Genomic DNA, 23,703 nt, shown 5'->3' with positions numbered 1-23,703 from the left:
TGGGCGACCAGAGACGATGCTTAACCGAATGCAAGTTTTCAGATTAGGCAATTTCGCCTGCTGGCATCACAATTCCCCGGAGCTTCTTGGCGCCCATAATTGATGATATCGGGCATTTGCCCCGTGACAATCACCGCCGGAACATCTGCATTCATTCGCGTCCAGAAGCCCGATAGCGGAGCACACTATCGTCTTGGTCGACAATCTCGATCGCAGTTTTCAGAAGCTGTTGCTCCGTGAAAGGTTTGGTAAGAAGTCTCGCACTGGCAAACTTCGCGGGTAGGGCTTCTCGTCCATAGCCGGTCACAAATGCAAAGGGGATGTTTCGTCTTATTAACGCGGCAGCGACATCGCCGACTCCGTCGCCTCTTAAATTGGCGTCGAGCAAAGCGCCGTCCAGTTCGGAAACTTCTATCAGGCGTAAGGCATCGGTGACGCTGAGAGCGGGGCCGGCAACGCGCGCGCCCTCCTGTTCCAGAATAGACGCGATATTGAATGCAATCAGGGGCTCGTCTTCGATGATTGCGAATGTCTTTCCGCTGATTGTTGGTAGCTGAATTTGTGTCGCGGTTTCGGGATGCGCGCGATCAGCGGGCGAGTTTGACGAACTCGCAAAGGAAGCATTTGCGCTTGCAAGCGGCAGGACGATTTCCCAGTTCAACCCACCATCCTCAATCGACATCATTGCGGTACCGCCTTCACCCTTTGCAACCGTCTCGATAAACCGTGTGCCGAAGCCACGGCCGAGAGGCGTTTTGATCGGAGGTCCGGCTTTCTCCCTCCAGTCGAGATGAAGACGGGCGTCGCGCAAAGACCAGCCAAGCGAAACCAGCCCAGTCGCGTTCGAGAGCGCGCCGTATTTGAGAGAGTTCGTACCGAGCTCGTGCAATATCATGGCCATGTGTTGCGATGCTTGCGGATTGAGACGTGCCGGTGGTCCGATCACCGTTATCCTGTCGTCGCCGGTCGCGCCTATCGAGAGCTGGTCGCGGACGATCGCATGCAGTTCAGCACCTTCCCAATTCGAGCTCGTCAACAAGGTGTGCACTCGTGAGAGAGCCTGCAAACGCCCGCTGAACCCAGTGGCGAAGGCTGAAGGATCAGGCGACGTGCGCAAGGTTTGCTGGGCGATCGCGTGAACTGAGGCAAGTGTGTTCTTGACGCGATGGTTGAGCTCGTTGAGCAGCAATTGTTGGGTTTGCTCCGATTGCTTTCGATCACTGACGTCATGGGCGGCGCCGAACCACTCAACGATCTCTCCGTTGCCGTCGAGAATAGGAATCGCTCGGGAGTGAGTCCATCCCAGGCTGCCGTCGACACGAATGACACGATGTTCGAGCTCAAACACCGTCTTGTTCGCAATTGCAATTGTTACGGCCGTCGTGATCATCTCCTGATCATCGGGGTGAATATACCGCTGTAACCAGCTCTCGCTCGGATTGTCGGTGTCTGCTATGAAATCCTTGCCTTGCAGATAACGCATTTCACGCCAATCGGGGCTCATGCGATAGACGACGGACAGAACCGACATCCGCTCTCGACCTCGGCAACCAGTCGCGGACGCTCGATCTTCTGAACGCGTTGAGACACCGGCGCGACAAGGCCGTGCTGTTCACCACGCACGACCCCAACCATGCCCTGGCGGCTGCAGACGATGTGTTGTTGATGATGCCGGCCGGCCGCGAAATCAGCGGCTCGGTCGCGGACATGATCGAGCCGGAAAAGCTTTCGGAACTCTACGGCGTGCCGATGTCCTGGGTCGATATAGCTGGCGCCGATGGCAAGGCGCGCAAGGCCATCCTGCCGGCGTTTGCGGGGATCGAGGCGGCGGCGTGAGCGTCATCTATCTGAAATCCGCCTACGACGCTCCCTCGGAGACGGTAGCGAAGGCCGCGGCCGAGGGCCTGATCGTAATCGTAGAACAGACCGATTTGACTGGCGAGCGGCTGCTCGCCAGTCGCGGATTGGTCACGGGCAACCAATTGGACCAGAATGCCATGCTCGGCATGAGGGAGGCGCTTGCCGCCTTTCTTGACGGCGGAGGCCGTTGGTTCTTCAACGGACACATCGTACGCCCGCTTCTCGACGGCATGGCGCAGTACCGCCCGATCGATACGCCCAGAAGGGCCGATTTTGTTCTGACATCGATCAATCCGCACTCGATCTTCGCCGGGATCGACCTGGCCCAGATCGAAACCAACAAGGGTGTCGCGGGCTTCTATGGCCGCGGCTGCAATCCGTTGCCGGAGGGTGCCGTCGCCGTCAACGGCCTCGGTGAAGCTCAGGTGCCGGTCGACTGGGTCTGGGCAAGGCCGGGCGGCGGGCGCGTATTTTCGCATGCGGGCAACGATCTCGGCGCCATGGGTCAGGATTGGGGGCTTGCACCCGAACTCACGCAACGAATTCTCGATTGGGCTGGCGGCGCCCCCTGTCTTGATCCGGCGCGCGTAGGTTTCGCGGACCCCGCCGGCGGCCGGGAACTCGAAGCACCGGAAGATTTTGGCGGCAGCAAGTCGGCGACCGCCAAATCCCGGCGCATCGTGGCTCCATCGGCCGGCTCCTACTAGGCCATTCGGAGCCTTGAGGGACCGCGTTACTCCAACGCTTTCGACAAGATCGTTGCGCCGGAAGAGCTTGAGTGCGCGCTCGGGCCGGACGATATCCTCTGGGTTCCATGCCGTACGCCGGCCCAGCGTATGATGCCGCAGCGCCAGGTTGTCGCCGATCATCTTGAGGCGGGTGGCACGGTGGTGGCGCTGGGTGAAAGCCGCTCCGATCTCTGGCTTCCCTTCATCGATTTTACCGAAACGCCGACCAACTGGTGGTGGTGGCGAGATCCCAAGGCCGATCTCGGCGTCTCGATCGTCGCGCCCGATCACCCGTTGATGCGGGGCATGGTCAAGGAGGATGTCACCTGGCACCTGCATGGCTGGTTCCAACCGCCCGAGGGTGCAGAGGTGCTTTTGACCGACGCCGAGGGTCGCGCCATTCTCTATGTCGACGACGTCTCGACACCGGGGCGAATGATCCTCTCCACGCTCGACCCGATGTTTCATCACGGCTCGCACTTCATGCCTGCCACCACGCGCTTCCTGGACCGTTTCGTCCCCAACCTGAAGGCCTATCTCCATGCATGACACCATCACTGTCCGTGAAAACGGCAAGGATCTTGTTTTCTCCTTCGACGATATCAACGTCTTTCACGGCGGCGGCTTTCCGGGCGGCGTCGCGCATGGCCTGAAGGCCATGCAGGCGGCCTTTGCCCTGCTTTCCGAGACACCGCCCGAACGACGGGAGATTTCCATCCTGACGGCCTTCTCCGGTCCGGGCGCCCGCGATGCGATCGAGATGGTGACGCGCGCATTGACGGATGGCCGGCTCACTATCGACCGTTCGATTGGCGGCAAGGACGTGATCAGCGATCCGCCGGGTCCCTATGTCTTCCGTTTTACCTATCGCGACAGAACTGCGGAGGCCGTCATCAAGCCCGGCCACGTGCGCGAGGAGTTCGTCACGCTCGGGGCCAATCCGAGCCGGACGCCTCAGGAAGACGCGCGTCTCGAAGAACTGAAGGCCGAGATGGCGGCCCGCTTGCGGCCATTGCCGGCAACGGAAATCTATGCCGTGCGACTGCTCTCCTGACCGGGTGTGGAACACCCATGACGCTGCCAAAACACCCATAAGGAAAGTCGAGACGACCATGAAAAAACAAGGCTTTGCCGGATTGTTGGCCGCCCTGGCGCTGTTCGCCGGCGCGAGCGCGCATGCCGAGGAGATCAAGATAACCGATCTCACCGGCAAGATCATTACCCTTGAAAAGCCGGCCGAGCGGATCATCGCCTTTCCGGTGCCCATGGCGTCGATGGTGATCGCGCTGGACCAAGGCGCCGACCGCCTGATCGCCGCCCATCCGGAGGCCTATTCGGCGATCGCCCAGGGAATTCTCGGCGAATTCTTTCCCAAGGCCAAGGCGCTTGGAACCGGAATTCTCGCCGGTGGCGCGGCCCAGGGCAGCAAGCCGAATGTCGAGGCGATCGCCGCTCTTCGGCCCGATCTCGTGCTGCAATGGGCGCATGCGGGCGAAGACAATATCGCACCGCTGGTCAATGCCGGTCTCAACACCGCCATTGTCGTCAGCGGCGATGACGACACCTATGTGCAGCAGAGCCTGACGATGCTCGGGCAGGCGATCGGCAAGCCGGAACGCGCCAAAATGATCAACGACTGGCACAACGATGTCATCGGCAAGCTGCAGGCGGGCCTGAAGGGCGTCGCGGAGGACAAGAAGCCGAAGGTCGCCTATTTCTTCTACTCCGTCGACAAGCTGTGGACCGTCGGCAACAACTATCATGACGGCTGGCAGATCGGTCTTACCGGCGGCCGCAATGCCGCTGCCGACATCGACAAGTGGAAGCAGGTGAGTGTCGAGCAGGTTGCGGCCTGGAATCCGGAGGTGATCTTCATCAGCACGTTCGAGGACAAGGCGAGCGTCAAGCGCTTCTATGATGATCCGGTGCTCGGCCTGACCGACGCGGCAAAGAACAAGCGGGTCTACCAGATGCCGATGGGCGGCTATCGCTGGGATCCCGGCAGTGCGGAATCGCCGCTCGGCTGGATGTGGCTTGCCGATATCCTGCAGCCCGACCTGTTCAATTTCGACCTGCGCGCCGAAATCAAGGACTGGTATCCGAAGCTCTACGGGCAAACCCCGACGGACAAGCAGATCGACGCCATCCTGCGCATGGACATGAATGCCGGGGCCAAAGGCTACGAACGCTTCGCCGGCAAATAGCACAACACAAAGGCCCGCCTTGGCGGGCCTTTGTCGCATGGGCAGGTAGCAGGTACGAACGATGGTCAATGCTCTTTACATTCGCAGCCGCAATGAGGACGAACCGCCCGCGGAGGCTTATCGGACCGCGCCGCTGACGCTGGACATCGTCCATGTGCGCGATCTGCCCGATACGCCGGCGCCGCTTCGCCACCGGCTGATCATCATACCCATGCAAAGCGATGAGATCATGTTATCGCGCAAGCGGGAATGGCTGCAGGGCGCCTGGGAGCAGGGGGCGTCCATCCTTGCCAACGATATCGTTGCTCTTCCCTATATGCCGTTCCTGCGGCCCTTCGAACCCATTCCGCTTCCCGGTCTCGGCGACTATTCGGTCGAGCGTCACAGCCCTCATCCTGCATTCGACAGGCTGCCCTTCGATCGGTTTCATCTGTTGGAGGGAATGGCGGGCGTCTACGGTGTCGGCCACAATCCTCCGCCGCCCGGGGCTAAGGTGGTAAACACCATCGGGCGCGGGGCCTACGCGATCGACTGGTATATCGAGAACGAGGCGGGTGGCATCTTCTTTTGCCATGGCGGCCCCGACATTGCCGCCTTCCATAGCGGGCCACACGATACACCGAATCTGACCCATGATCTGATCAATTGGCTTGTGGAGCCGCGCTCATGAGTTTGACAGTCATTCATAACGGGCTTCCCCAGCATCTCAATTTTCTGCGCGACTATGCCAGGATGATCGACCGCATCGTCTATTTCCCCGAATTGACCGAGGAGGATCTTGCGCGCAGTCGAGCCGTGGTGATTGCATGCCGCTCCGACAACGACCAACTCAAACGTCACGCGGCGCTTTTGCGTGCTTTCCTCGATGGAGGGGGCTTCTTGGTCCTGATGGGGGGTGTGCGCGCCGATATCGTCGATCCGCGGATGACCTTCGTGCCTACGGGCACCAATTTTACCTGGTTCATGCAGGAAAATCCCGATAGCGGTCATCGCATGGGCAACGCAGGCCACAGCCTGCATCGCTATATCGGCCTGAAGGACCTGCAATGGCACAGACATGGTCATTATCTGAAAGCCGGGACAGCGGACACGATTGTCGAACTATGCCGACCGCATAGTGAGGAACGGATTGGCGATATCCTCTTCGATGACCGGCGCGGCTTTCGAGGTCGGCTGATCGCCACAACGCTCGATCCGCATATGCATCATGGCGGCTACTACATTCCTGCAGCTACCCGCTTCCTCAACGGCTTCTACCCGTGGCTTCGACGAGAGATCGAGGCGCCGATGCGGTGGGCCAGCGAGCACCTGAGCCAGGAGGTTGAAAATAGCTTCAGCCGTAATGGCGGAACCTGACTTGCCGGCGATACGGTTGTAGATCCGCGCAAGGTCTGTCTCCGCCTCCGACGACAGCCGCATTGTGTAGTATTTCATTCGCCGCTTTCGCCCTTGGCGATGCGCGCCCTGACCCGTGCCATGCCTTCTTCCAGCAGCATAGTGTTCAGTTGCACCTCGCTCTGATCCGCATTTTCATCTGACGCTGATCCACTCAAACGACGAGAACTCGTTGACAAGTTTGCTACATCGCCATCGCAGAAAGGTCATGTTCGGATGCAACTGGGGGAAATCGCGACGCAAATGAACAAGGATGGTGTGGTGGCGATGAACTTCGACAATGACGTCGTTTCAGATATCGTTCTATCATCGTTGCGGAGCTTGTCTCGACGCATGAAGCGTACAACCTGTCCGGTGGCATCATGGGGCCATATTTCATAGATGGTCGGTGCACCGCGCCTAACGAAGTTCCAACGCTTGTCGGCATTTTTCTCTGTAAGCTGTTGCAAAAGCAACTTCGCGGCGTTCTGGCCCAACGGCCGATGCCAAGCTGACTTGCCGGTGGTAAGGGTCGATCCACCGACAAGCTTTGGAAAGCTAAATTAATGCGCTTTACAACGTTACTGTTTATCGTAACGTACCATTTTCATGGTATCCGCCTGAAGCTTGTCCATAAATGATTTGGCTGCGGGCGCGGCCATGAAGCTGTTCATCGATGCCTCGGCATCGTTAACGGACTTCCAATGGACTACGACTAGCCATGTTCCGTTCCGACCGGCGGCTGATTCTCGTGAAATGAAGCCGGGCTGCTTCGCAACATGACTGGCACCAACGGCCTTGTCGAGTGGCTCGAACTCCTTGGCGGTTACGCCAGGTTTTAGGTTGAACGTCACGACCTCGATCACTTCTGCTCTTGCTACCGACGTTACACTCAAGGCCGCCGTTGCGGCGAGAGCGGCCCATACGATGTTTGCCATGCGCTTATCCTCACGATTGTTCCTTGCAGTGCCGCTATGTCGCCGTGCACCGCTTGTTTGAGCCCTGCGAGCGTCTCTTCTGAAGCTCACATGTTTTAGAGTAGATTATTTCATCAAGCCCGTTGTAGACTGCTTTTTCGAACAAGCTTGGTACGAAAATTGAAACAATGGATCGCTTCAATGAAATGACGGCATTCCATGCCGTGGCGACACTCAAAAGCTTTACGAAGGCCGCCGAGACACTTGGAACTTCTCGGCCGGCTATGTCTCGACACATAGCAGCGCTGGAATCCCGGCTCGGCACTCGCCTCCTGCAACGCTCGACACGGCATGTTGCATTAACAGAGGAAGGAAGAGCTTTCTTCACTCGTTGTGTGGAGGCCCTTGAAATCATTGAAGATGCGGAACAGAACCTTCTCGGAAACGCGGGGTCTGCAGTCGGCGTGTTGCGGGTATCGATCCCATCCTCATTCGGGCTTCATTATCTGATGAATGCCTGGCCCGAGCTTCTTACAAAGGCTCCGCGCCTGAGCCTCGATATAGATCTCAGTGACCGTCCCGTTGACCTGATCGGGGATGGGTTTGATGTCGCCTTACGGATTGGCGAGGCGCACTCCGCAGACCTCGTCAGGAGGCGCGTCTCGACTATGAAAATGGTCTTGTGCGCCTCGCCTGAGTTTATTCGTCGACACGGTATGCCTGTGCACCCCAATGAGCTTAAGAAATTCGTCGTTGCAGCGGTCGCAAGAGATCAGGAAAGCTACAGCTGGGAATTTTTGGTCGACGGATCTCCCAGGAACTTCGAGATTCGTCCACGTGTAAAGGCATCGAGTGGCCACATTTCACGATCGATTGCACTTGGTCACCAAGCTCTGGTGCTTGAACCGCACTTCCTTGTGGCCGAAGATCTCAAAGATGGAAGGTTGATCGAAGTCATGTCCGAATTTCCTTCCCCGGAACGAAACGTCTATGCTGTATACCCAAGCCGTAAGCACATATCGTCCAAAGTGCGCTTTTTCGTCGACTTCATGAAAGACACCCTGGCGGGGAGCAGCCTGCCTTCGCCAAGATAAGTGCCGTGAATCGGCGTCGCCAGTGGTAGTGCTGAACTGCCAGACAGTTGCCGGCATGGCGGATGTACCATTGAGCACTTCACAATCTCACGCATTGTCCTCGGCGTGACCGATAGACGTCCATACCAGAGCGCAGGCGCACAAGCTGCTGATCGTCGACAGTGCCATTGCAGGCGCGAGGGCGCTTCGAACTTCCGGCGATAAGCTTGTGTTCTCGTTCCACCTTGAATGAAGCTGAACCAAAACACCGCACGGCGCCGCGGTCCGGTGGTCATTGATCAGAAATGGACGGCGACAGTGGGTTAGAATCCACCTAGCGTCCCCTTCACTTGCATGAACCGATTGATCGGCTGGCCCGGCACGCCTGCCGAATCGCTTTGGTTTTCAATTCTTCACCCACACCATCGGTGGTGCGGGTCTTGTCAATGGCGACAGGCTGTTCGGTCAGCTCGCAAGCGCGGCCACGTCCTTCTCCTCACCGGGCAGCTATGCCATCACCCGAGGCTCGCTTGCCGCGTCCGGCAACTACGACATGAGCTTTATCGACGGCGTGCTGACGGTGACGGCGGCGCCGACGATCCCGAGCGCGCAACTCGCCAGCGTCGGCATACCCCGTTCCTATGCACCCGATACCACGCCTCTGCTGCCGGTTCAGGAGCAGGCGGGACCCACCTTTGTCAGTGGCAAGAGGAATGATCAGGGCGGCCGCCCTTATATCGTCGACCTGCGCTTCAACGGCACTGTCGTCTGCTTCGGAAATGGCGAGGGGTGTGTTGTTCACGGAGCGCCATGATCCGGGGATTGCGAGTTTGACATTGGACTTCCTGCCCCAAGTGCATCATGTCGGTTTTACAGGGTAGGGGATCACCAATCTCCGTGCATCAGCGGATTATGCCGAATGTCTCGTCTGATGTTTGCGGCGAACGGTGCGTTCTTGGCGAGCTCGGCGCGTCGCCGTTGGTTCACACTCGGCATAGGTCTCATGCAACGCCGCGTGCCGAAGGATTCTTCGGCGCGGTTAAAACGAATATCTTCTACCCGCGTGATTGGAAGGACATCACTATCGAATAGCTCGTCAGGGAGGTTGATGCCACATCCAATGGTACGACGGAAAGCGGATCAAGATCTCCCTTGGCTCTCTCAACTCCATCGAATACCGAAAAAATCTCGGCCAACGGACCTCCAACTATACATTTCGTCGTTGTCTGCTTCGAAAGCGATATACCAGATTCATCAATTGGTTCCCGATGATCGAAGGGATGACCATCAAATTAAAATAGGGATTAAGGTGTCGTGAAACTCGACAAGCGGCCGCATCTCCACGCCGCTCGTTGCGCCGCATGGACAGCTGTCGCTTGAAACATGAGGTCGCCGAAGACACATGTGCCTCCACGCGCTCGCGCTTCGGGACGAAGGGTCAACAAGGTCCCAGGCTTGCAGGGTGCATTTCCTGGATTTTATTTGCACACTTTATACTCGTATCCGGGAGACCCGAACGGAACCAGGTCGCGGTCACGATAAATCACCGAAATCTGCTTGCCGTGCGCCGCGCACGCAGCGTTAAAGAAGCTGATCGGATCAACGGGATTGCCGTCAGCGTCCTTGTTGTTGTCGTTATACTCGATCTCGTAGACCTCACCTGGGTAGGCGTCCGTGAACGAGTTGCATTCCGACCAAACCTGGCATTCCTCCACAATTGCGAAATCGAAGCCGATCTTGGAATGCCCGATCGATGCGAGGCTCCCGGCGTTCTTCTGCGCGATTGCGAGGTTTACGGCATGGGCGCGCTTCACTAGCAGCTTGGCAAATTCCACATTACTTTTCTCGGACAGGACACCCTCGGACCGTGTCCATGAATCAAGATTATCGGCGTCGATGCCCTTGAAACCATCCGTCGCGCATTTGTCGAACCACGGGCCAACGATCCTCATAAGTGCCGTTCGCTTCACATCTGTCGACGTATCAAACAGATACTCGTTCCATTTTTTGTCGATAACGAATTGGTCATTCTTGCGAACGAGCAGGTCTGGATGTTTGGATGTCCACCAGGCGCCATCGTCCGGCTGAGTCTGAAACGCATTTACGTAGCATATGTTGTACTTGTCCTTGACTGGTTTTACCTCTCGATCCCGAACAACAATTGCAGCGCTTTTCGTCGGCTGGTAGTCACCGCCGAGTTGGTAGTCAAACTGACCCTTGACCGGGGGCAACAAGACGGACTGAGCACCCTGGACGCTAGCCGGCATGACAATATGGGTCACGGTAATAGTGGCGATAATTGTCGCATGAAACCAGGTAAAACGCATTCAGGTAAACCCCGTCGAGCTGATATCCCGCCTCAAGCCCAATGCTTTGGCGCATTTCATGACGGGCTGATGACCGTCAAGATTCAGCTGATGCCAGGATGTAGTGTCGACAAACCTGCAGTCAAGCACGTCAAAACATAGTTCCATAGCAATCATATATATAAGCTGATGGCGACGTGATGATTTATCACGTCCGTCGAAAAGAACAGCGCTCATTAGGTCTCTAGCATTTTTTACTGATGGTCTCGCATCCGGTATTCCGATGCAATTATCCGTTTAAACACCGTTCATCTCCACACAACATCCACAATAGATCCAGCATTCGTGCACATTTCTCCGCTAATCGGTGGCAATGGGGATAACCCCAATCATCGAGAGGTCACGTGGATGCTAAAGGGTGAGATCCGGAAGATTCTTCTGTCCGATGATCGGATGATCCCGACACGCAGCGAGACCAACGATAGGGCCGGGCACGACTGCACCGCGCCTCCGGTGGGACAAGAGAGCCTTCATATGGCTGCAACGTGCATTGAGGTGTCTTCGAGGGAAGACTTCGACGCGTCGAACCATCAGATCAGGATTTGCGTCGCAACAGTCACGAGAGATCGACCGAAGATGCTCGAGGCGTTGCTGATGTCATATGCAAATCTTATTAGGCCACACGGCGTTTATCTCGATTTTCTGGTTGTTGAGAATAATCATGAAAAGACGCTCGAGCATGTGGTTGAGAGGTTCCGACACGAGGTCGAGACATTGCAATGCGACTATATCCTTGAGCGCAGAATAGGAATTGCTTCGGCGCGCAATGGCGCCTTGGAACATGCGATCGCCAGGGGATATCATTTTTTAGCTTTTGCGGATGATGATGAGCGTGTCAGTGCAAGCTGGCTTGTTGAGCTCCTGAGGGAGCAAAGGAGCAAAGGCCTTGATCTCGTTGGATCACCGGTGCGCATCGAAGCTTTCGACCCGCCAAGCTCCACTTGGCAATTGCTTCTGCTTCGCGGGATGAAGAAGAACAATGAGAGCGCCGAGAGGCGCTGCATCAAGCTGCGTGAGCGTGGACGATCCGGCTCCATCAAGATTGCGACCGGAAGCTGGTTGGCAAGGTTGAGCTTTTTACGCGCAAGCGGTCTGCGCTTTGATGCGGATCTGGCACTCGGTGGGGGTGAGGACTGGAAGTTCTGGCAAGAGGCGAAAAACCTCGGTGCCAAAACGGGGTGGACGCCTTACGCCATTGTCCACGAAGACGTTCCAGCCTCGCGGATGAGCCTCTACTATTGTTACCGCAGAAGCCGCGACCACGCCCGGCAAACAAGCTTCGTCCGCAGGGGCCGGCTGAAGGACCAAGCGAGGCTTGTATCTTCGTTCGCCATGAGGCTTTGCAAGATCGTCGTGTCTGTCGCCTTCGTGCCGATCCGGCGCGAGCGGGCGTTGATCGCCATTGCGGCGAATATCGGCAGTGCGGTTGGACTGGTCGAGGGGGCGATGGGCATCCTATCGGCCCATTATCGCCGAATTGACGGGTGCTAAGCTCGCGCCGAAGCCGACAGGCCGGGCGGATCTGGCTCAAAGATCAAGAGCGATGGCCTTATTACGCCTCAGTACCTGCCTCAAATATTTCTCCAGCAGCAGTAGTGCGCATCCAAGATTCACCACGATTAGCGAGCGAACCGGGATTGGGCATAGGCGGATCGGCTGAGGGTATCAGCCGATCCGTTTGAGGATTCAACCCCACTTCATCTCGCCCTTAGCGACCTTGGCGCCAAGTTCGAGGGAGCCGACGTCGGCGAGGTCGGGATATCTCTTGGTCATTGCTGCGATCAAAGCGGCGCTGTCCTTGGCCTTCACTTCCTCCTCATGGAAGGCGAGGAGATAGTCGCGGGTGAACCTGACGGCTCCGAGACCCTGCGGCGCGCCTTCGGTCTGGTGGGCTGGGATCACGATTTCCGGCTTGCGAGCCGCCAGTTCATCGAGTGCCTTTATCCATGCCTGCCGCTTCTCCGGCGTCGCTTCGTCCGCGACCCAGACGTGAATCCCGGAGGAGACCAATACGCCCCCGAAAACAGCCCTGAGCGACGGGACCCAGAGATATCGACGATCACGCATGTCGGGAACTTCGACGATCTCGATCTTCTCGCCGTCGAGTTCGAGCGCCTTCAAGTCTGAGGCTGCCGGGAGGACGACGTCCGCCAGCTTCTGCGGACCGTTGTCCTTCAGTTGCGGTCCCCAGGTGGCAAGCTTGCCCTCGACATTGGCGTGGATGGCCGCAACCGTGGCCGGCTTGGCGATAACCTTTGCATCGGGGAAGGATTCGACGATCGGCCGCAGACTGAAATAGTAGTCGGGATCGTTGCAGCTCACATAGATGGTGCTGAGATGCTTGCCGGTGTTCTTGATGGCGTCCGCGACCGCCCGGCCATCCGAAAGGGTGAAGCCGCCGTCGATGAGGATCGCCTCGGTTTTGCCGGTCAACAGCACCGGCGTGCGGCGAAAGCCGGTCTCACCGGCCTGGAAATACCGCCACTTGAGCTTCGAACCTGCAGCCTGTGAGGCGGCGAGGGGAACGATTGAGACGGCGCCGGCGCCGAGCGAAAGTTTCAATGCTTCGCGTCTGGTGAACATGCTGGTTCCTTTGTTGTTTGTGAGGTCATGCTGCCTGGAGATGCGCCATGAGGTTCTCATAGCTGCTGAAGAGGGCACTTGCGTCCAGGAGGCGCTGGTGTCCGTTTCTTTCGATCACCAGTGCTGGAACTCCGTTGGCCCCATGGCGTCGAAAGAGATCCTGACCCTGGGAGACGAGCTGCCTGTTGGCGTCGAGCAATTCAGTCGAGCCCTCAGACAAGCTGCGGGCGGCGTCGGCAAATCCCTCGGACGAGAGCAAATCTGCCAGAAGCGCCACGTTGGTGATGTCTAGTCCCGTCACGTATCGCGCATGTTGGATATGGCGCAGCGCATCGAAGCGCTTGCGATGATCCGCAAGGCCGGCCGCCGTGACCGCCAGTGTCGCTGCACTCGAATCGAACAGCGAGCCTGGCTTGTTCAAAACCTCCGAGCGATAGTTCTCGGAGAATTGCTGACCGCTTAACCGCTCGATCCGTTGATCGTTCGACCAGGCATAGGCTGCGAACGACGCGTCCATTTCGCGTGCGCCGGATCCCGAGAACAGACCCGTTGGGAGAAGGCGGACGTCGATACCTGCGAGACGAAGACGCTCGATCATCGGGCTTGCGCCGTAGCACCAACCACAGAGCGGGTCGAAGAGATAGGTGGCTGAGAATTTCTGCACGGCTTGGGCCTCCGTTGGCACGGACAGACCATTCCAGTTGTTGCCTTCGAGATAAACATCGATCAATGATACTGACTGTATGAATTAATCAGACAATGGCATGAGCGACCTTCTCAATCTTAACCGGCTGATCTTCTTCACTTCCGTCATCGAAACCGGATCCTTCACCGCCGCAGCCGAACGTCTTGGCGTCGCCAAGGCCGTGGTCAGCCATCAGGTGGCGCGACTCGAGGAAGAGCTCGGCGTCTCGTTACTGATACGGACGACGCGGCGATTGCATGCGACGGAAGAGGGGCGGGTGTTCTACGACCGCTGCGCGATCATCCTCCGGGAGGCGGAAGCCGCCTATGGGGAAATGGCACTTCATTCGAGCGAGCCAAACGGGACGCTGACGCTGACAGCACCTTTGGACTACGGTACGGCCGTGGTTGTCGCTGTCGTCGCCGCCTATCGGGAGCGGTATCCGCAGATGCTTGTCGACCTCATATTCGACGACAGTGTCATCGATCTCGCCAACGGACAGCTCGATCTGGCGATCAGGGCGGGCTGGTTGGCCGACATGAGCAACAAAGCTCGACGCCTGGGCACGTTTCAACAATATCTCGTGGCAACACCCAAGCTCGCAGCAAGCTTTCCGGAGGCTGTGGCGCCGTCCGATGTGTCGAAGCTGCCCTGGATAGAGAACGCTGTGCTACGTCAGCCCTTGCGCTGGATGTTTTCGCGCGAAGGTCATCAATCCGAAATCGTCGAAATGCATTCTACAGTGCGGACGGACAAGACACCGTCGGCCTATGCCTGCGTGAAGGCCGGCATGGGCGTCTCCGTCTTTCCCGACTATATGGTTGTCGACGACATTGCAGCAGGCCGCCTGCAGCGACTGGTTCCGGAGTGGACGCTGCCCGTCGGTGGGATCCATGCCGTGCTCCCGATCGCTCGCTTCCGTCCTGCCAAGGTGAAGCGGTTCATCGAGATGCTGCAGGCTGCCGAACGACGACGGGGAGCTGCTGCGAAGTAGTCCTTCGCAGGAGAGATGCTTCTTTCGCGTGCAATTTATACTGCACAATTAAACAACGTAGCCTACTGACATATGAAGTCGCTCGGTCGAGCTATAAACGTTTGAGCCAAAGATCACCGGGAAAGGAATAGAACCAGAGCTGACCTGCCACAATTGCCCCTCGTAGATTTTGACCTCATCCTGACACCCCCAGAACGTGCATCAGGAATGATATTGCGCTTGATCTCGCGGTGATTGGTCGAACGGTGGCGACCGAGCAGGCGCGCCATTTCGTTAACGGAAACCTTTGCCGTAGCCAACGGATGTAGGCGTTGTCGGTCGGCGAGGGTCAGTTGCTGATAACAGCTATGCATAAGAGAATCTATAAGCGTAAGCAATTGAAAATAGAATGTACCCCGCTACAATCAAAAAGCAGATAAGCTTAATTATGGAACTACTGCAATCCTGTGGCTGTTGTTTTTCCTGCGCAAGCTGCCTTGCCCGTAATGAACTCCCGCGGCAAACGCGCAGTCTTTCGGCATTGGCCTCTGATCCAATCTCGGGCGTCAACTGAGAGTTCATGATATCTGACTTCACCAGAAAATAGTCCTCTGCCAGTTTGATAGCCATAGGTCTTACCGCTTCCCCACGTTTTCGGGAGAAGATCGATATGATGGTTGTCCTCGCCGGACCGCCTGCTCAAAGAGCGTATCACGTGGGCGAACCGTTACTCCACCTAGATTCGATAGTATTCTCACAAAACTCAGAGCGGATGTCTAAAGCTTATCTTAGGTTTCAGTTGCTAAGAACACGAGTGTGGCTCGGGAATTCTCGTGAGGATGTCCTGAAGAACAACTGCGCGGCAATAGCTGGCAGTGGGATATTTTTTTACAGGGCATTTGCTCGTTTACGTGGCAGCTCGAGAATGATGCATACTCTAACCGCACACAGATCGGCTGATCCGCTCAAGCTTTTCTCCCGGTCGAGAACCGAGTCTCGCCGGCCTGTCGAATTTGTCGTTTTCGTGATCTGGCTTGCCGCGATCAGCATCCAGGTTCACCACCACGTGATGTTTCGGGATGAAGTCCGAGCTCTGTCACTGGCTCTTTCCGGCGAGAACGTATGGGCGATGCTGGGGACGATCCATGGCGAAGGCCATCCGGCGATCTGGTATCTGCTACTGCGTCTCGCTTATGCGGTGTTCGGAAGTGTGCAGGTGCTGCCCGGTCTTGCTCTCCTAATTGCCATCGTTGCGGTAGGCCTACTCCTCTTCCGGTCACCGTTTCCCCTTATCCTGGTCGTCCTGTTCATGGGAAGCAACGGCTTCCTTTATGAATATTCAGTCATGGCCAGGAATTACGGCATATCGGCGCTCCTAATGTTCATCGTCGCCGCAAGCTATCCGGCCTGGCGGCAGCGCGGGTATCTGATGGGCTGCCTCCTCTTCCTTCTCGCCAACACCAACGTCATCGCGGCGATCATGACGGGGGGATTCCTGCTCTTCTGGTTCTTCGATCTGCTTGAGGAAAGCGGAATGCGCTGGACCCCGACACTCACGAACTTCTTTGTCAATGCGCTCATCGCGGCGGCAGGATTGGCCGTCTGTGGCGTCACGATTCTTCCAACTTTCAACGATGCCGCGGTCATCGACCTCTCCATGCAATCGCCGACAATGCTTGCATTGAGCGCGATATTTAATCCAGCAAGCACGACGCCAGGCACCTTGCTCCCGACTGTCCCGAGCCTGCTCGGATCATTCGTGCTGTTTGGCACAACCCTTGGTCTTTTGGCCAGACCGGCGGCCTTCGCTGCGGCCCTTGTCTCGCTTCTCGTTTTCTCGCTCTTTTCCAGTCTGGCATCGGGGGGTAGCGAACGGCATGCTCTGGTCTGGCTTTGCTTCTGCCTTGCCCTCTACTGGATAAGCTGGGATCGAATAACGGACTGCTTTTCGGGCAGACGAAAGCTGCGTTGGAACGTCATTTTCCGGTTCGGCTGTGGAATGTTCGTGATTATGGCGTGCCTGCAGCTAGCCTTCGGGCTCAAGATGGCAGGATTGGCCATCGCTCAAGGGAGAGTCGAGAGCCGGAGTGCCGATCTTAGCCGTTTGATTCGATCTCGGCCGGAGCTGGCGAAGGCAATCATTGTTGCTGAACCGGAATATTTGGCTGAGGCGCTCCCATTCTATATCTCCAACCCGATCTACCTGATCCGGGAACACAAATTCGGGAACTATGTCCACTTTACGAAACAGGGTCAACTCGACACGGATCTCGGAGAGACCTTGAAAGTCAGCGAGGATCTGCAAGACAAAACCGGGTCTCCGGTGGTGATTTTAATGCAGCACAAATTGAAGAACATGATCCCCGGTCAGATCTACGCCGAGGGCTACAACTGGACCTTTCATGCATCGCAACAGCAGATCAACGACTTTCTATCCAAGACCACGCTACTCGCGGAATTCGGACCTGCGAATTATTTTGAAACTTATGATGTGTATTTATTGGGCGATGATCGGAAATAGATTGCCCGAGGATAAGGGAGGCGTTCGGCGTGAACACAAGCTTGGGTAAAAGCATGTTGCCTGCGTCGGGGCGGGCAGGCGTTCGCGATTACATTGCCATCGCCCGGCTAGATCATAGTACGAAGCACATCTTCATCGTTCCTGGCATTGTCCTCGCGTTTCTTCTCCGCGGAGTCAGAAACGATGACATACTTTCCTCAATTTTACTCGGGTTCTTGACCGCCATTTGTATCGCATCCGCGAACTACTGCATCAACGAGTGGTTCGATCGTGAGTTCGACCGACATCATCCAGCGAAATCAAAACGCTCTGCTGTACAAAGCGTCATGAACGGCAGGCTGGTGCAGCTCGAATGGGCTCTGCTGCTCTTTGTCGGACTCGGCTGCGCCATCCTGTCGAGCAAGCTTCTCTTCTTCGTCGCCTGTCTGTTTGCGATGCAGGGGATCGTCTACAATCTCGACCCGATCAGGAGCAAGGACAAGGCCTATCTCGACGTTATCTCGGAATCGATTAATAACCCGATCCGGCTGGTAATCGGCTGGTCGATGATCGACCCTACCACCTTACCACCAGGATCTATTATCCTGGCCTACTGGTTCGGAGGCGCCTTCCTGATGGCGGCAAAACGTCTTTCGGAATATGATGAAATCGTCGCTTCGCACGGCAAGGAGTTGCTCTCGCGATACCGCGTGAGTTTCGCTCAGTATACGCAGGTATCGTTGACTGCGTCCTGTATCGCCTATTCCTTGTTCTCGATTGCCTTCCTGTCTGTATTTCTCGTCAAATATCGAATCGAATACATTCTCGTGCTGCCATTTGTTGTTGCGCTGTTCACTACTTATTTTGTGATGGCGACGAAGCCGGGATCTACGGCGCAGAAGCCGGAAAAGTTGTTCCGCGAACCGGGTCTCCTCGCCATCGTCATGGCATTGGTGGCAGCATTCATCTTCACAACATGTGTGGATATCCCGTTGCTAGTGACCCTGACCGAGCAGCACTACATTACCATCAGATGATCACGGAGCATTTCGACTGGGACAGGATCCACTTCGTCGTCTTTGATGTTGACGGTACGCTCTATAATCAACGCAAGCTGCGTCTTCGCATGGCGGGCGAGATGATTGCCGATGCAGTAGCAACGCGCGGGTTGACCAATCTACGAGTCTTGCGGGCGTACCGATCGGTGCGTGAAATAATCGGCGAGCAGGAGATTGACGGTTTTCAGGAGTGCCTAATGGCGCAAACCGTCGCGCGAACCGGTGTTTCGGCGGAACGAATAGAGGCAATCGTTGCCGAATGGATCCAACGTCGTCCACTCGCCTATATCGAGTCTTGTCGGTACAACGGACTGGTCGAATTGTTTGCGGGACTGCGGAGAGGAAACAAGGCAATCGGAATCTATTCCGACTATCCTGCCGAGGAGAAGCTGCAAAGGATGAAATTGTCCGCCGATTATATATTATCCGCAGAAGATGTCGGTGTTGGTGTCTTGAAGCCGAACCCGCGTGGGTTGCGGATCCTGATGCAGCGTGCTGGCGTAAGTCCGGAACAAACCGTTCTGATCGGCGACAGGCCCGATCGGGACGGTCTTGCCGCCCGGCGCGCTGGCGTCCTCCCGTTCATTCGCTCCCAAAAACCGCGCGACGGTTGGCGCATTTTTTCGAACTACTCAGATCGGCTGTTTGCACCATTGCTGAGGGAGAAAGTGTTCGAATGATATTGTCGAAGGCAATCCGCTATGTGTTTACGGGAGGCTTGGCTTCCGTTGTCGATCTCGGGGTTTTTCGCGGTCTCTTGTTTATAAGCGTACCGCTCGGCTTTTCGGCGACCTCGAGCTGGTTGATCGCCGCCGCCGTCAATTACGGCCTCACCAGCCGTTATGTCTTCAAGCAGGCTGTCAGCCACAAGCGCGCTTCATTGTTTTTGGTTGGTGCGCTGTTGGGGCTGTCGATCAATGTCTGCATGACGGTATTGCTTGTGAGAAACTTCGAGATCCAACCCTTTTGGGCAAAATTCTTAGGCATAGGCATCGCCTTCATTTTCAATTTCCTGATCAACCTCCTTTGGGTTTTTAAGTAGAACCTTGAAATTGTCGCACAGTAAAGTCCGCGTTTGCGAATTATTGGTAGAGGATTTTCCGATACGGGACATGGTCCTTGTCTGATTCAAAATAGTTTAATAAAAATAATATCTTGCGAGACGTCGGGTCAGTATGCGGATGTGAGCGATGACGATCCAGTCTTCGGCTGAAGCGACTGATTTCTTCGAATCCTATGCCAAACGTCGGCACCTGCCAAGCCATGTGAAGGTGCGTTCCACGACCCCGCGACGCAGCAGGACTTCGAAACTCTTGGCTGTTCAGTTTCACAACGCCTTGACCCAGATTTGCATTTGCGGCTGATCCATTCAGCGGCTGAGAACCCATTGATGAATTTGCGATATCGGCATCCAGGTAGTGTCGCGATGAAATGCAAAGTTGGGTAAGATCTCGACACAAATGAACAGCTGATGAGCCATACCGGCGGTGCTAGAACGGTAGGCCGAAGGCGGCCGAACCTGAGAGGGCCGCTTTACGCGGTCAACGGTCGTGCATCAGTCGCTTCGTCATCGCCGGATCAACTAGTTGTCGTCGGACACAAAACCAGCGATACGTTCCGCGCAGTATACCTTGCCGTCTCCGCTATCATCCGTGGCATTTACGACCCGCCGATGATTTTGTCCGATCTTCACAATGCATTTCGATGAGCTGCTTTCCGCGACGATCGCAAGATCAGTTCGACAGCGGGAATTTCAAGTCGGCGGCTCTGTCGGGGGCATCGCCATCGAAACGGAAGAGCAATTCCACCCATGCGGCTTCGACACTAACGCTGATCTGGATCGGCGTTCCATTCGGCTCGATATTGATATGAGCGGCCATAATCGAAGGCTTTGTCCTCGATTGCTGAAGAAGCTTCGCCTCGCGAACTGATAGCTTCTTGGACCTGATCAGCGATTGTGCTCGTCTGTAGTCTTCGATGCCGTAGTCCCGGAGCGCCCTGGTTATCGAGCCATATTCGGAGATCTTGGCATCGATGCCGGAATAGCGTGGCAGCGGATAAAAATAGGTGGAGACGGAAAACGGCCTGGTATCGGCCCAGCTCAGCGTCTCGACCCTTCTGACATAACTGCCGGCATCGATCTGCAGAGCCGCCGCGACTTCATCTGACGCTCGCAAGGTTTTTGCGGCCAGAACTTGCCGCAGGTTGGACCTCTGGAGCCTTGCCAACTCCTTACCTTGCTCCTGCCGAATGGAGACGGGATATCGGATGGTATCGTCCTTCACAAATGTACCGCTCCCCCGCTCGCCGCGGACAATACCTTTCTCCTGTAGGTGGGACAGCGCGCGCCTGACGGTGTTGACGTTTACCTCGAAGCGGGCAGCGAGGGCGGTTTCTGTCGGCAGTTTCTGGCCTGGCAGCAGAGCCCCGTCGCGAATGTCCTTCAACAGGTCATCCATGACGAGTTGCCAAAGAAACCTGCTGCCGGACCGCGAGGGTCGGTGGGATGGTGACGTCGAAGCCATCTGGCAAAATACCGTTAGATTCACATTTGCGGTCGCGGATTATGGTCGCAGCGACGCATCAATTGCAATCGCGTGAATTGCCGAAACCCATCGAAACTCAAAAGTTCACCACATTCTGTCAGTTTTTCTTCATGTCGTTGTTGCCCAATTTTCATGGGCGCGCCGCAGGTTCCCGGCAGAAACCTGACGGATCAAGAGATCAATGCCGATTGCCGCTGGCCGACTCCATAGGTCGGATGCCGATGGCTACCTGACTGCGCCTTTGATGCCGCAGCGATCGGGAGCTCGATGAATCCTGACATGTTTCAACGATGCCGCAAACCTGAACAACCGTCGCTGCCATCTGGCAAAATCATTCAAGGAACCACTATGTCGAAAAAATTCTTTGCGGTCACTGCGGCGGTTATCGCCTTGGCGACCTCCAGTCTACACGCGGCCGATCTGAAGGAATTCCGCATCGGTATCCTTGGCGGCGAGAACGAAGCCGACCGCATGCGCAACTTTGCCTGCCTCGCCGACCATCTCAAGGAGCATTTCGGCTTTGACAAGGTGCTGCTGTTCCCCGCCGCCGACTACGATGGCGTCATTCAGGGGCTATTGGGCGGCACGCTCGACTACGCCGAGCTCGGAGCTTCCGGTTACGCAGCACTCTACCTGAAGGACAAGAACGCGGTCACTCCGATCCTGACCGAACAGCAAACGGATGGATCGACGGGTTATTATTCGATCGGCCTTGCCCGCAAGGATTCCGGCATCAAAACGATCACAGATGCGAAGGGCAAGAAACTGGGCTATGCCGACCCGGACTCTACCTCGGGCTATCTGGTTCCCTTTACTCAGATACCGAAGGTAACGGGGATGCCGAACGACAAGTTCTTCGCATCGACGCAGTTCACCGGCGGCCATGAAAACAATATTCTCGCGATGTATGATGGTAAGATTGACGTCTCGGTCGACGGCTCGTCCGGCATTGGCGATTTCAGAGACGGCTACAGCTCGGATACGTTCCACAAAATGGTCGCCAAGGGGGAAGTCGATCCCGCCAGGCTCGTGGAAGTATGGCGCTCGCCATTGATTCCGAACGGTCCTCTTGTCGTTCGAAACGGGCTTGGCGATGAATGGCGCAAGAAACTCACGGACTTTTTCCTCGCTCTCCCGAAAGACGACCCGAAGTGCTTCGATGCTATCGCAGGCGGCGACTTCAAGGGCTATGTCCCGGTAACGGAGGATAACTACAAGGCTGTTATCGAAGTGCGCAAGGCTGCGATCGGCGGATAACCGGCGATCGATCGTCTCGAACTCCGCCGAAGACGCCGAATCAATCGAAATATCGATCAGCTCCGTAGCGTGAACCCTGTGTCAGTGGGGCGAAATCGCCCCACTGAACATCATGCTTCCTTAGAAGAGATTACGACCGTCGCTTCGGGGATCGTCGTTCACCTGATGGGGAATGTAGAGGTCGGATCGAGCTTTGCGCCTCCAAGGTCGGGCGAGATTCTCCGGATCGGTTCTAATATCCGCAAGAGCAATACCAGAGCCTCCATTCGTTGGGCATTGGGCGGCCCAGCGGCCATTCGGACCGGCAATTCCGGAAGGTATTGCAACGCTTTGCGGCGCGTGCGCTGCATAGCTCACCCAATACGCATTGCTGGCAGCATGTCCTAACACCTCTGCTGCGAAGGCGGAAGCGGCTTCCGGGAGTTCCCCTGTCGTCGAGAACAGGACGCAATCGACACCAAGCCGTTCGTATTCGATGAAAATCTCTGGGTAGTGGGATTCCATTCCCATGGCGCAGCCAAAGCGAAAGCCGTCGACATCGAAGGTGATCGGGAGTTTTCCTGGCGAATACATGAAGGAAATCTTGGTATTCGAGAGCAGCCGTTCATCGTACCGGGTGACGATTTCCCCACGGTCGGAAATGACATACAGGCTGTTATGGGGTCGGTGCGGAGGCGTCAGTCGATGAACCGAACCGAGTACCACCCAAAGCTTGAGATGCTTCGCGAGTTCGACCGTCTCGTGCATTTCTTCCTGGAGGACACCCCATTCGAAACGGCTCCAGTCGGACGGACCGATTTCCCTTGGGCCGACTTCGGACATGATGCGCTTGTGCGGTGAGCAAGTGGTGCCTTCGGAAAAATGAACGAGCTGCGCACCTCCTGCCCTCGCCTCCCGCATCAACTGTCGCAATTCCAAACCGCTGGCGCGAAGCCCTTGAATGTCGCGAGGGTCATTAAACAGCGTGGTTTGAGACACGGCCAAACACATTGATTTTGCGGGAGCAATGTCCGACACAGATCGGCGGACATGCATAAGAGCGGTGGTATAAGACTCGCCTGTTTTGGTCGAGCGAGCACGAACACGACGTTTGAGATTTCCATTCTGTGTCATTGTCAGACCTTCCCGTTCGAACGAAAGCTCCCCAGCAACAACGCCCAAACGATAGGACCAAGACAACGACCCGAGACGAAAGTCCCTTTGCCTCCGTTGAAGACCATGCTGGGGAAGGTCCTGGGAGGTTGGGCGTAGGTCACGCCAAAAGCGAGATTGTTTTGTTAGCACCGATTCGTCAAGTTGCCGCAGAGACTGCATTTGAGAGATGCGAATAAGGAATATTGTCGGCATTAATCTGCCAGCCAATGTCTCGGTCACTAATTGCCGCGCCCGGTCTCCCGGTGTTCGAATTCCAAAACGGGTTGATTGCGGACCTACTTTCGCCCGGAACAAATATGCCGACCAACCATTCTTCAAGATATGGCACTCTGTCCGACATCAGCGCCCTTGAGACAGAATTGGTTTAATTGAGAAGAGAGGATTTTCGGCTCATCGTAGCTCTATCAAAGGAAGCGAAGATGAG

23 protein-coding genes and 3 pseudogenes are annotated in these 23,703 nt (G+C 56.3%); 17 read left to right on the top strand and 9 right to left on the bottom strand.

What is annotated here, in order from left to right; translation table 11 throughout:
• Window positions 1–151: 151 nt before the first annotated feature.
• Window positions 152–1,531 carry an HWE histidine kinase domain-containing protein gene (locus BJ928_RS32910; RefSeq protein WP_052227947.1) on the bottom strand — a complete coding sequence of 460 codons (1,380 nt, stop codon included), beginning with the start codon at window positions 1,529–1,531 and terminating at the stop codon, window positions 152–154.
• Between the two features lie 74 nt (window positions 1,532–1,605).
• On the opposite strand from BJ928_RS32910, the gene BJ928_RS32905 reads away from it, so the two are divergent.
• The 7 genes from BJ928_RS32905 to BJ928_RS32880 all read left to right on the top strand — a co-directional run bounded on the left by BJ928_RS32905 (window position 1,606) and on the right by BJ928_RS32880 (window position 6,148).
• Window positions 1,606–1,836: a hypothetical protein gene (locus BJ928_RS32905; protein WP_245432659.1), complete on the top strand. Its 231-nt coding sequence runs from the start codon at window positions 1,606–1,608 to the stop codon at window positions 1,834–1,836.
• Window positions 1,833–2,567: a hypothetical protein gene (locus BJ928_RS39520; RefSeq protein WP_245432657.1), complete on the top strand. Its 735-nt coding sequence runs from the start codon at window positions 1,833–1,835 to the stop codon at window positions 2,565–2,567. Before BJ928_RS32905 ends, BJ928_RS39520 begins: the two co-directional genes overlap by 4 nt.
• Before the next feature lie 129 nt (window positions 2,568–2,696).
• Window positions 2,697–3,137, top strand: a complete 441-nt coding sequence (locus BJ928_RS32900; RefSeq protein WP_245432656.1) for a hypothetical protein — start codon at window positions 2,697–2,699, stop codon at window positions 3,135–3,137.
• On the top strand, window positions 3,130–3,642 hold the full coding sequence (locus tag BJ928_RS32895) for a hypothetical protein (RefSeq protein ID WP_047635918.1): 513 nt from the start codon (window positions 3,130–3,132) through the stop codon (window positions 3,640–3,642). The genes BJ928_RS32900 and BJ928_RS32895 overlap by 8 nt, the downstream gene beginning before the upstream one ends.
• A gap of 58 nt (window positions 3,643–3,700) precedes the next feature.
• Window positions 3,701–4,792 carry an ABC transporter substrate-binding protein gene (locus tag BJ928_RS32890; RefSeq protein ID WP_047635917.1) on the top strand — a complete coding sequence of 364 codons (1,092 nt, stop codon included), beginning with the start codon at window positions 3,701–3,703 and terminating at the stop codon, window positions 4,790–4,792.
• A gap of 61 nt (window positions 4,793–4,853) precedes the next feature.
• A complete protein-coding gene (locus BJ928_RS32885) occupies window positions 4,854–5,462 on the top strand; it encodes a hypothetical protein (RefSeq protein ID WP_047635916.1) in 609 nt (202 codons plus the stop codon).
• A 62-nt stretch (window positions 5,463–5,524) separates the two neighbouring features.
• The gene (locus BJ928_RS32880; RefSeq protein WP_147413966.1) at window positions 5,525–6,148 is read left to right on the top strand and encodes a hypothetical protein; all 624 of its coding nucleotides are present in this window, start codon (window positions 5,525–5,527) and stop codon (window positions 6,146–6,148) included.
• A 599-nt stretch (window positions 6,149–6,747) separates the two neighbouring features.
• Here BJ928_RS32880 and BJ928_RS32875 read toward each other — a convergent pair.
• A complete protein-coding gene (locus BJ928_RS32875; RefSeq protein WP_047635914.1) occupies window positions 6,748–7,104 on the bottom strand; it encodes a hypothetical protein in 357 nt (118 codons plus the stop codon).
• Between the two features lie 167 nt (window positions 7,105–7,271).
• Here BJ928_RS32875 and BJ928_RS32870 point away from each other — a divergent pair, with 167 nt between their 5' ends.
• From BJ928_RS32870 to BJ928_RS32860, 3 genes and pseudogenes are all read left to right on the top strand, one after another.
• The gene (locus BJ928_RS32870; protein ID WP_047635913.1) at window positions 7,272–8,177 is read left to right on the top strand and encodes a LysR family transcriptional regulator; all 906 of its coding nucleotides are present in this window, start codon (window positions 7,272–7,274) and stop codon (window positions 8,175–8,177) included.
• A gap of 364 nt (window positions 8,178–8,541) precedes the next feature.
• Window positions 8,542–8,970: an MBG-2 domain-containing protein gene (locus tag BJ928_RS39510; RefSeq protein WP_183079489.1), complete on the top strand. Its 429-nt coding sequence runs from the start codon at window positions 8,542–8,544 to the stop codon at window positions 8,968–8,970.
• 206 nt (window positions 8,971–9,176) lie between these two features.
• A pseudogene (locus BJ928_RS32860) lies at window positions 9,177–9,355 on the top strand (IS3 family transposase); the annotation flags it as partial.
• A 279-nt stretch (window positions 9,356–9,634) separates the two neighbouring features.
• Here BJ928_RS32860 and BJ928_RS32855 read toward each other — a convergent pair.
• On the bottom strand, window positions 9,635–10,483 hold the full coding sequence (locus tag BJ928_RS32855) for an endo alpha-1,4 polygalactosaminidase (protein ID WP_052228087.1): 849 nt from the start codon (window positions 10,481–10,483) through the stop codon (window positions 9,635–9,637).
• Window positions 10,484–10,870: 387 nt separating this feature from the next.
• Between BJ928_RS32855 and BJ928_RS32850 the strand changes: the two genes are divergently transcribed.
• Window positions 10,871–12,013, top strand: coding sequence for a glycosyltransferase family 2 protein (locus tag BJ928_RS32850; RefSeq protein WP_052228088.1), 1,143 nt, complete (start codon window positions 10,871–10,873; stop codon window positions 12,011–12,013).
• 195 nt (window positions 12,014–12,208) lie between these two features.
• Here the strand turns inward: BJ928_RS32850 and BJ928_RS32845 are convergent, their stop codons facing one another.
• Window positions 12,209–13,105, bottom strand: a complete 897-nt coding sequence (locus tag BJ928_RS32845) for an MBL fold metallo-hydrolase (protein WP_047637139.1) — start codon at window positions 13,103–13,105, stop codon at window positions 12,209–12,211.
• A gap of 25 nt (window positions 13,106–13,130) precedes the next feature.
• On the bottom strand, window positions 13,131–13,769 hold the full coding sequence (locus BJ928_RS32840) for a DsbA family protein (RefSeq protein WP_047637155.1): 639 nt from the start codon (window positions 13,767–13,769) through the stop codon (window positions 13,131–13,133).
• Between the two features lie 100 nt (window positions 13,770–13,869).
• Between BJ928_RS32840 and BJ928_RS32835 the strand changes: the two genes are divergently transcribed.
• Complete coding sequence (locus BJ928_RS32835) at window positions 13,870–14,784, top strand: LysR family transcriptional regulator (protein ID WP_047637140.1); 915 nt, start codon at window positions 13,870–13,872, stop codon at window positions 14,782–14,784.
• Between the two features lie 212 nt (window positions 14,785–14,996).
• Here BJ928_RS32835 and BJ928_RS32830 read toward each other — a convergent pair.
• Window positions 14,997–15,137 (bottom strand): annotated as a pseudogene (locus BJ928_RS32830) (helix-turn-helix domain-containing protein); the annotation flags it as partial.
• A gap of 551 nt (window positions 15,138–15,688) precedes the next feature.
• On the opposite strand from BJ928_RS32830, the gene BJ928_RS32820 reads away from it, so the two are divergent.
• From BJ928_RS32820 to BJ928_RS32805, 4 genes are read left to right on the top strand one after another with little or no spacing between them, the layout of a single operon-like run.
• The gene (locus BJ928_RS32820; protein WP_047637142.1) at window positions 15,689–17,284 is read left to right on the top strand and encodes a hypothetical protein; all 1,596 of its coding nucleotides are present in this window, start codon (window positions 15,689–15,691) and stop codon (window positions 17,282–17,284) included.
• A 53-nt stretch (window positions 17,285–17,337) separates the two neighbouring features.
• The gene (locus BJ928_RS32815; protein ID WP_120296770.1) at window positions 17,338–18,300 is read left to right on the top strand and encodes a UbiA prenyltransferase family protein; all 963 of its coding nucleotides are present in this window, start codon (window positions 17,338–17,340) and stop codon (window positions 18,298–18,300) included.
• Complete coding sequence (locus tag BJ928_RS32810) at window positions 18,297–19,001, top strand: HAD family hydrolase (RefSeq protein WP_047637145.1); 705 nt, start codon at window positions 18,297–18,299, stop codon at window positions 18,999–19,001. The genes BJ928_RS32815 and BJ928_RS32810 overlap by 4 nt, the downstream gene beginning before the upstream one ends.
• Window positions 18,998–19,363: a GtrA family protein gene (locus BJ928_RS32805; protein WP_047637147.1), complete on the top strand. Its 366-nt coding sequence runs from the start codon at window positions 18,998–19,000 to the stop codon at window positions 19,361–19,363. The genes BJ928_RS32810 and BJ928_RS32805 overlap by 4 nt, the downstream gene beginning before the upstream one ends.
• 96 nt (window positions 19,364–19,459) lie before the next feature.
• Here the strand turns inward: BJ928_RS32805 and BJ928_RS32800 are convergent.
• Window positions 19,460–19,639, bottom strand: a pseudogene (locus BJ928_RS32800) (IS5/IS1182 family transposase); the annotation flags it as partial.
• Between the two features lie 415 nt (window positions 19,640–20,054).
• Entirely contained in the window at window positions 20,055–20,846 is a 792-nt protein-coding gene (phnF, locus tag BJ928_RS32795) for a phosphonate metabolism transcriptional regulator PhnF (protein ID WP_082012077.1), read from the bottom strand.
• Window positions 20,847–21,215: 369 nt separating this feature from the next.
• Between phnF and phnD the strand changes: the two genes are divergently transcribed.
• Complete coding sequence (phnD, locus tag BJ928_RS32790) at window positions 21,216–22,124, top strand: phosphonate ABC transporter substrate-binding protein (protein ID WP_047637150.1); 909 nt, start codon at window positions 21,216–21,218, stop codon at window positions 22,122–22,124.
• A gap of 120 nt (window positions 22,125–22,244) precedes the next feature.
• On the opposite strand, the gene BJ928_RS32785 is transcribed toward phnD, so the two are convergent.
• A complete protein-coding gene (locus BJ928_RS32785) occupies window positions 22,245–23,237 on the bottom strand; it encodes a carbon-nitrogen hydrolase family protein (RefSeq protein WP_047637151.1) in 993 nt (330 codons plus the stop codon).
• Window positions 23,238–23,703 lie beyond the last annotated feature (466 nt).

The organism is Rhizobium sp. WW_1, from assembly GCF_003610155.1.
Lineage (GTDB): Bacteria > Pseudomonadota > Alphaproteobacteria > Rhizobiales > Rhizobiaceae > Rhizobium > Rhizobium tropici_A.
Note: the sequence above shows the minus strand (reverse complement) of the source record. Positions and strands in the feature narration are given on the sequence as shown.

What these genes read in the sequence shown, in the direction of transcription:
- BJ928_RS32890 (WP_047635917.1), top strand. Translation starts at nt 3,701, where the DNA reads ATGAAAAAACAAGGCTTTGCCGGATTGTTGGCCGCCCTGGCGCTGTTC.
- BJ928_RS32900 (WP_245432656.1), top strand. Translation starts at nt 2,697, where the DNA reads ATGATGCCGCAGCGCCAGGTTGTCGCCGATCATCTTGAGGCGGGTGGC.
- BJ928_RS32785 (WP_047637151.1), bottom strand. Translation starts at nt 23,237, where the DNA reads ATGACACAGAATGGAAATCTCAAACGTCGTGTTCGTGCTCGCTCGACC.
- BJ928_RS32855 (WP_052228087.1), bottom strand. Translation starts at nt 10,483, where the DNA reads ATGCGTTTTACCTGGTTTCATGCGACAATTATCGCCACTATTACCGTG.
- BJ928_RS32895 (WP_047635918.1), top strand. Translation starts at nt 3,130, where the DNA reads ATGCATGACACCATCACTGTCCGTGAAAACGGCAAGGATCTTGTTTTC.
- BJ928_RS32835 (WP_047637140.1), top strand. Translation starts at nt 13,870, where the DNA reads ATGAGCGACCTTCTCAATCTTAACCGGCTGATCTTCTTCACTTCCGTC.
- BJ928_RS32870 (WP_047635913.1), top strand. Translation starts at nt 7,272, where the DNA reads ATGGATCGCTTCAATGAAATGACGGCATTCCATGCCGTGGCGACACTC.
- BJ928_RS32810 (WP_047637145.1), top strand. Translation starts at nt 18,297, where the DNA reads ATGATCACGGAGCATTTCGACTGGGACAGGATCCACTTCGTCGTCTTT.
- BJ928_RS32845 (WP_047637139.1), bottom strand. Translation starts at nt 13,105, where the DNA reads ATGTTCACCAGACGCGAAGCATTGAAACTTTCGCTCGGCGCCGGCGCC.
- BJ928_RS32815 (WP_120296770.1), top strand. Translation starts at nt 17,338, where the DNA reads ATGTTGCCTGCGTCGGGGCGGGCAGGCGTTCGCGATTACATTGCCATC.
- BJ928_RS32850 (WP_052228088.1), top strand. Translation starts at nt 10,871, where the DNA reads ATGCTAAAGGGTGAGATCCGGAAGATTCTTCTGTCCGATGATCGGATG.
- BJ928_RS32875 (WP_047635914.1), bottom strand. Translation starts at nt 7,104, where the DNA reads ATGGCAAACATCGTATGGGCCGCTCTCGCCGCAACGGCGGCCTTGAGT.
- BJ928_RS32885 (WP_047635916.1), top strand. Translation starts at nt 4,854, where the DNA reads ATGGTCAATGCTCTTTACATTCGCAGCCGCAATGAGGACGAACCGCCC.
- phnF (WP_082012077.1), bottom strand. Translation starts at nt 20,846, where the DNA reads ATGGCTTCGACGTCACCATCCCACCGACCCTCGCGGTCCGGCAGCAGG.
- BJ928_RS32910 (WP_052227947.1), bottom strand. Translation starts at nt 1,531, where the DNA reads ATGTCGGTTCTGTCCGTCGTCTATCGCATGAGCCCCGATTGGCGTGAA.
- BJ928_RS32805 (WP_047637147.1), top strand. Translation starts at nt 18,998, where the DNA reads ATGATATTGTCGAAGGCAATCCGCTATGTGTTTACGGGAGGCTTGGCT.
- BJ928_RS32880 (WP_147413966.1), top strand. Translation starts at nt 5,525, where the DNA reads ATGATCGACCGCATCGTCTATTTCCCCGAATTGACCGAGGAGGATCTT.
- BJ928_RS32820 (WP_047637142.1), top strand. Translation starts at nt 15,689, where the DNA reads ATGATGCATACTCTAACCGCACACAGATCGGCTGATCCGCTCAAGCTT.
- phnD (WP_047637150.1), top strand. Translation starts at nt 21,216, where the DNA reads ATGTCGAAAAAATTCTTTGCGGTCACTGCGGCGGTTATCGCCTTGGCG.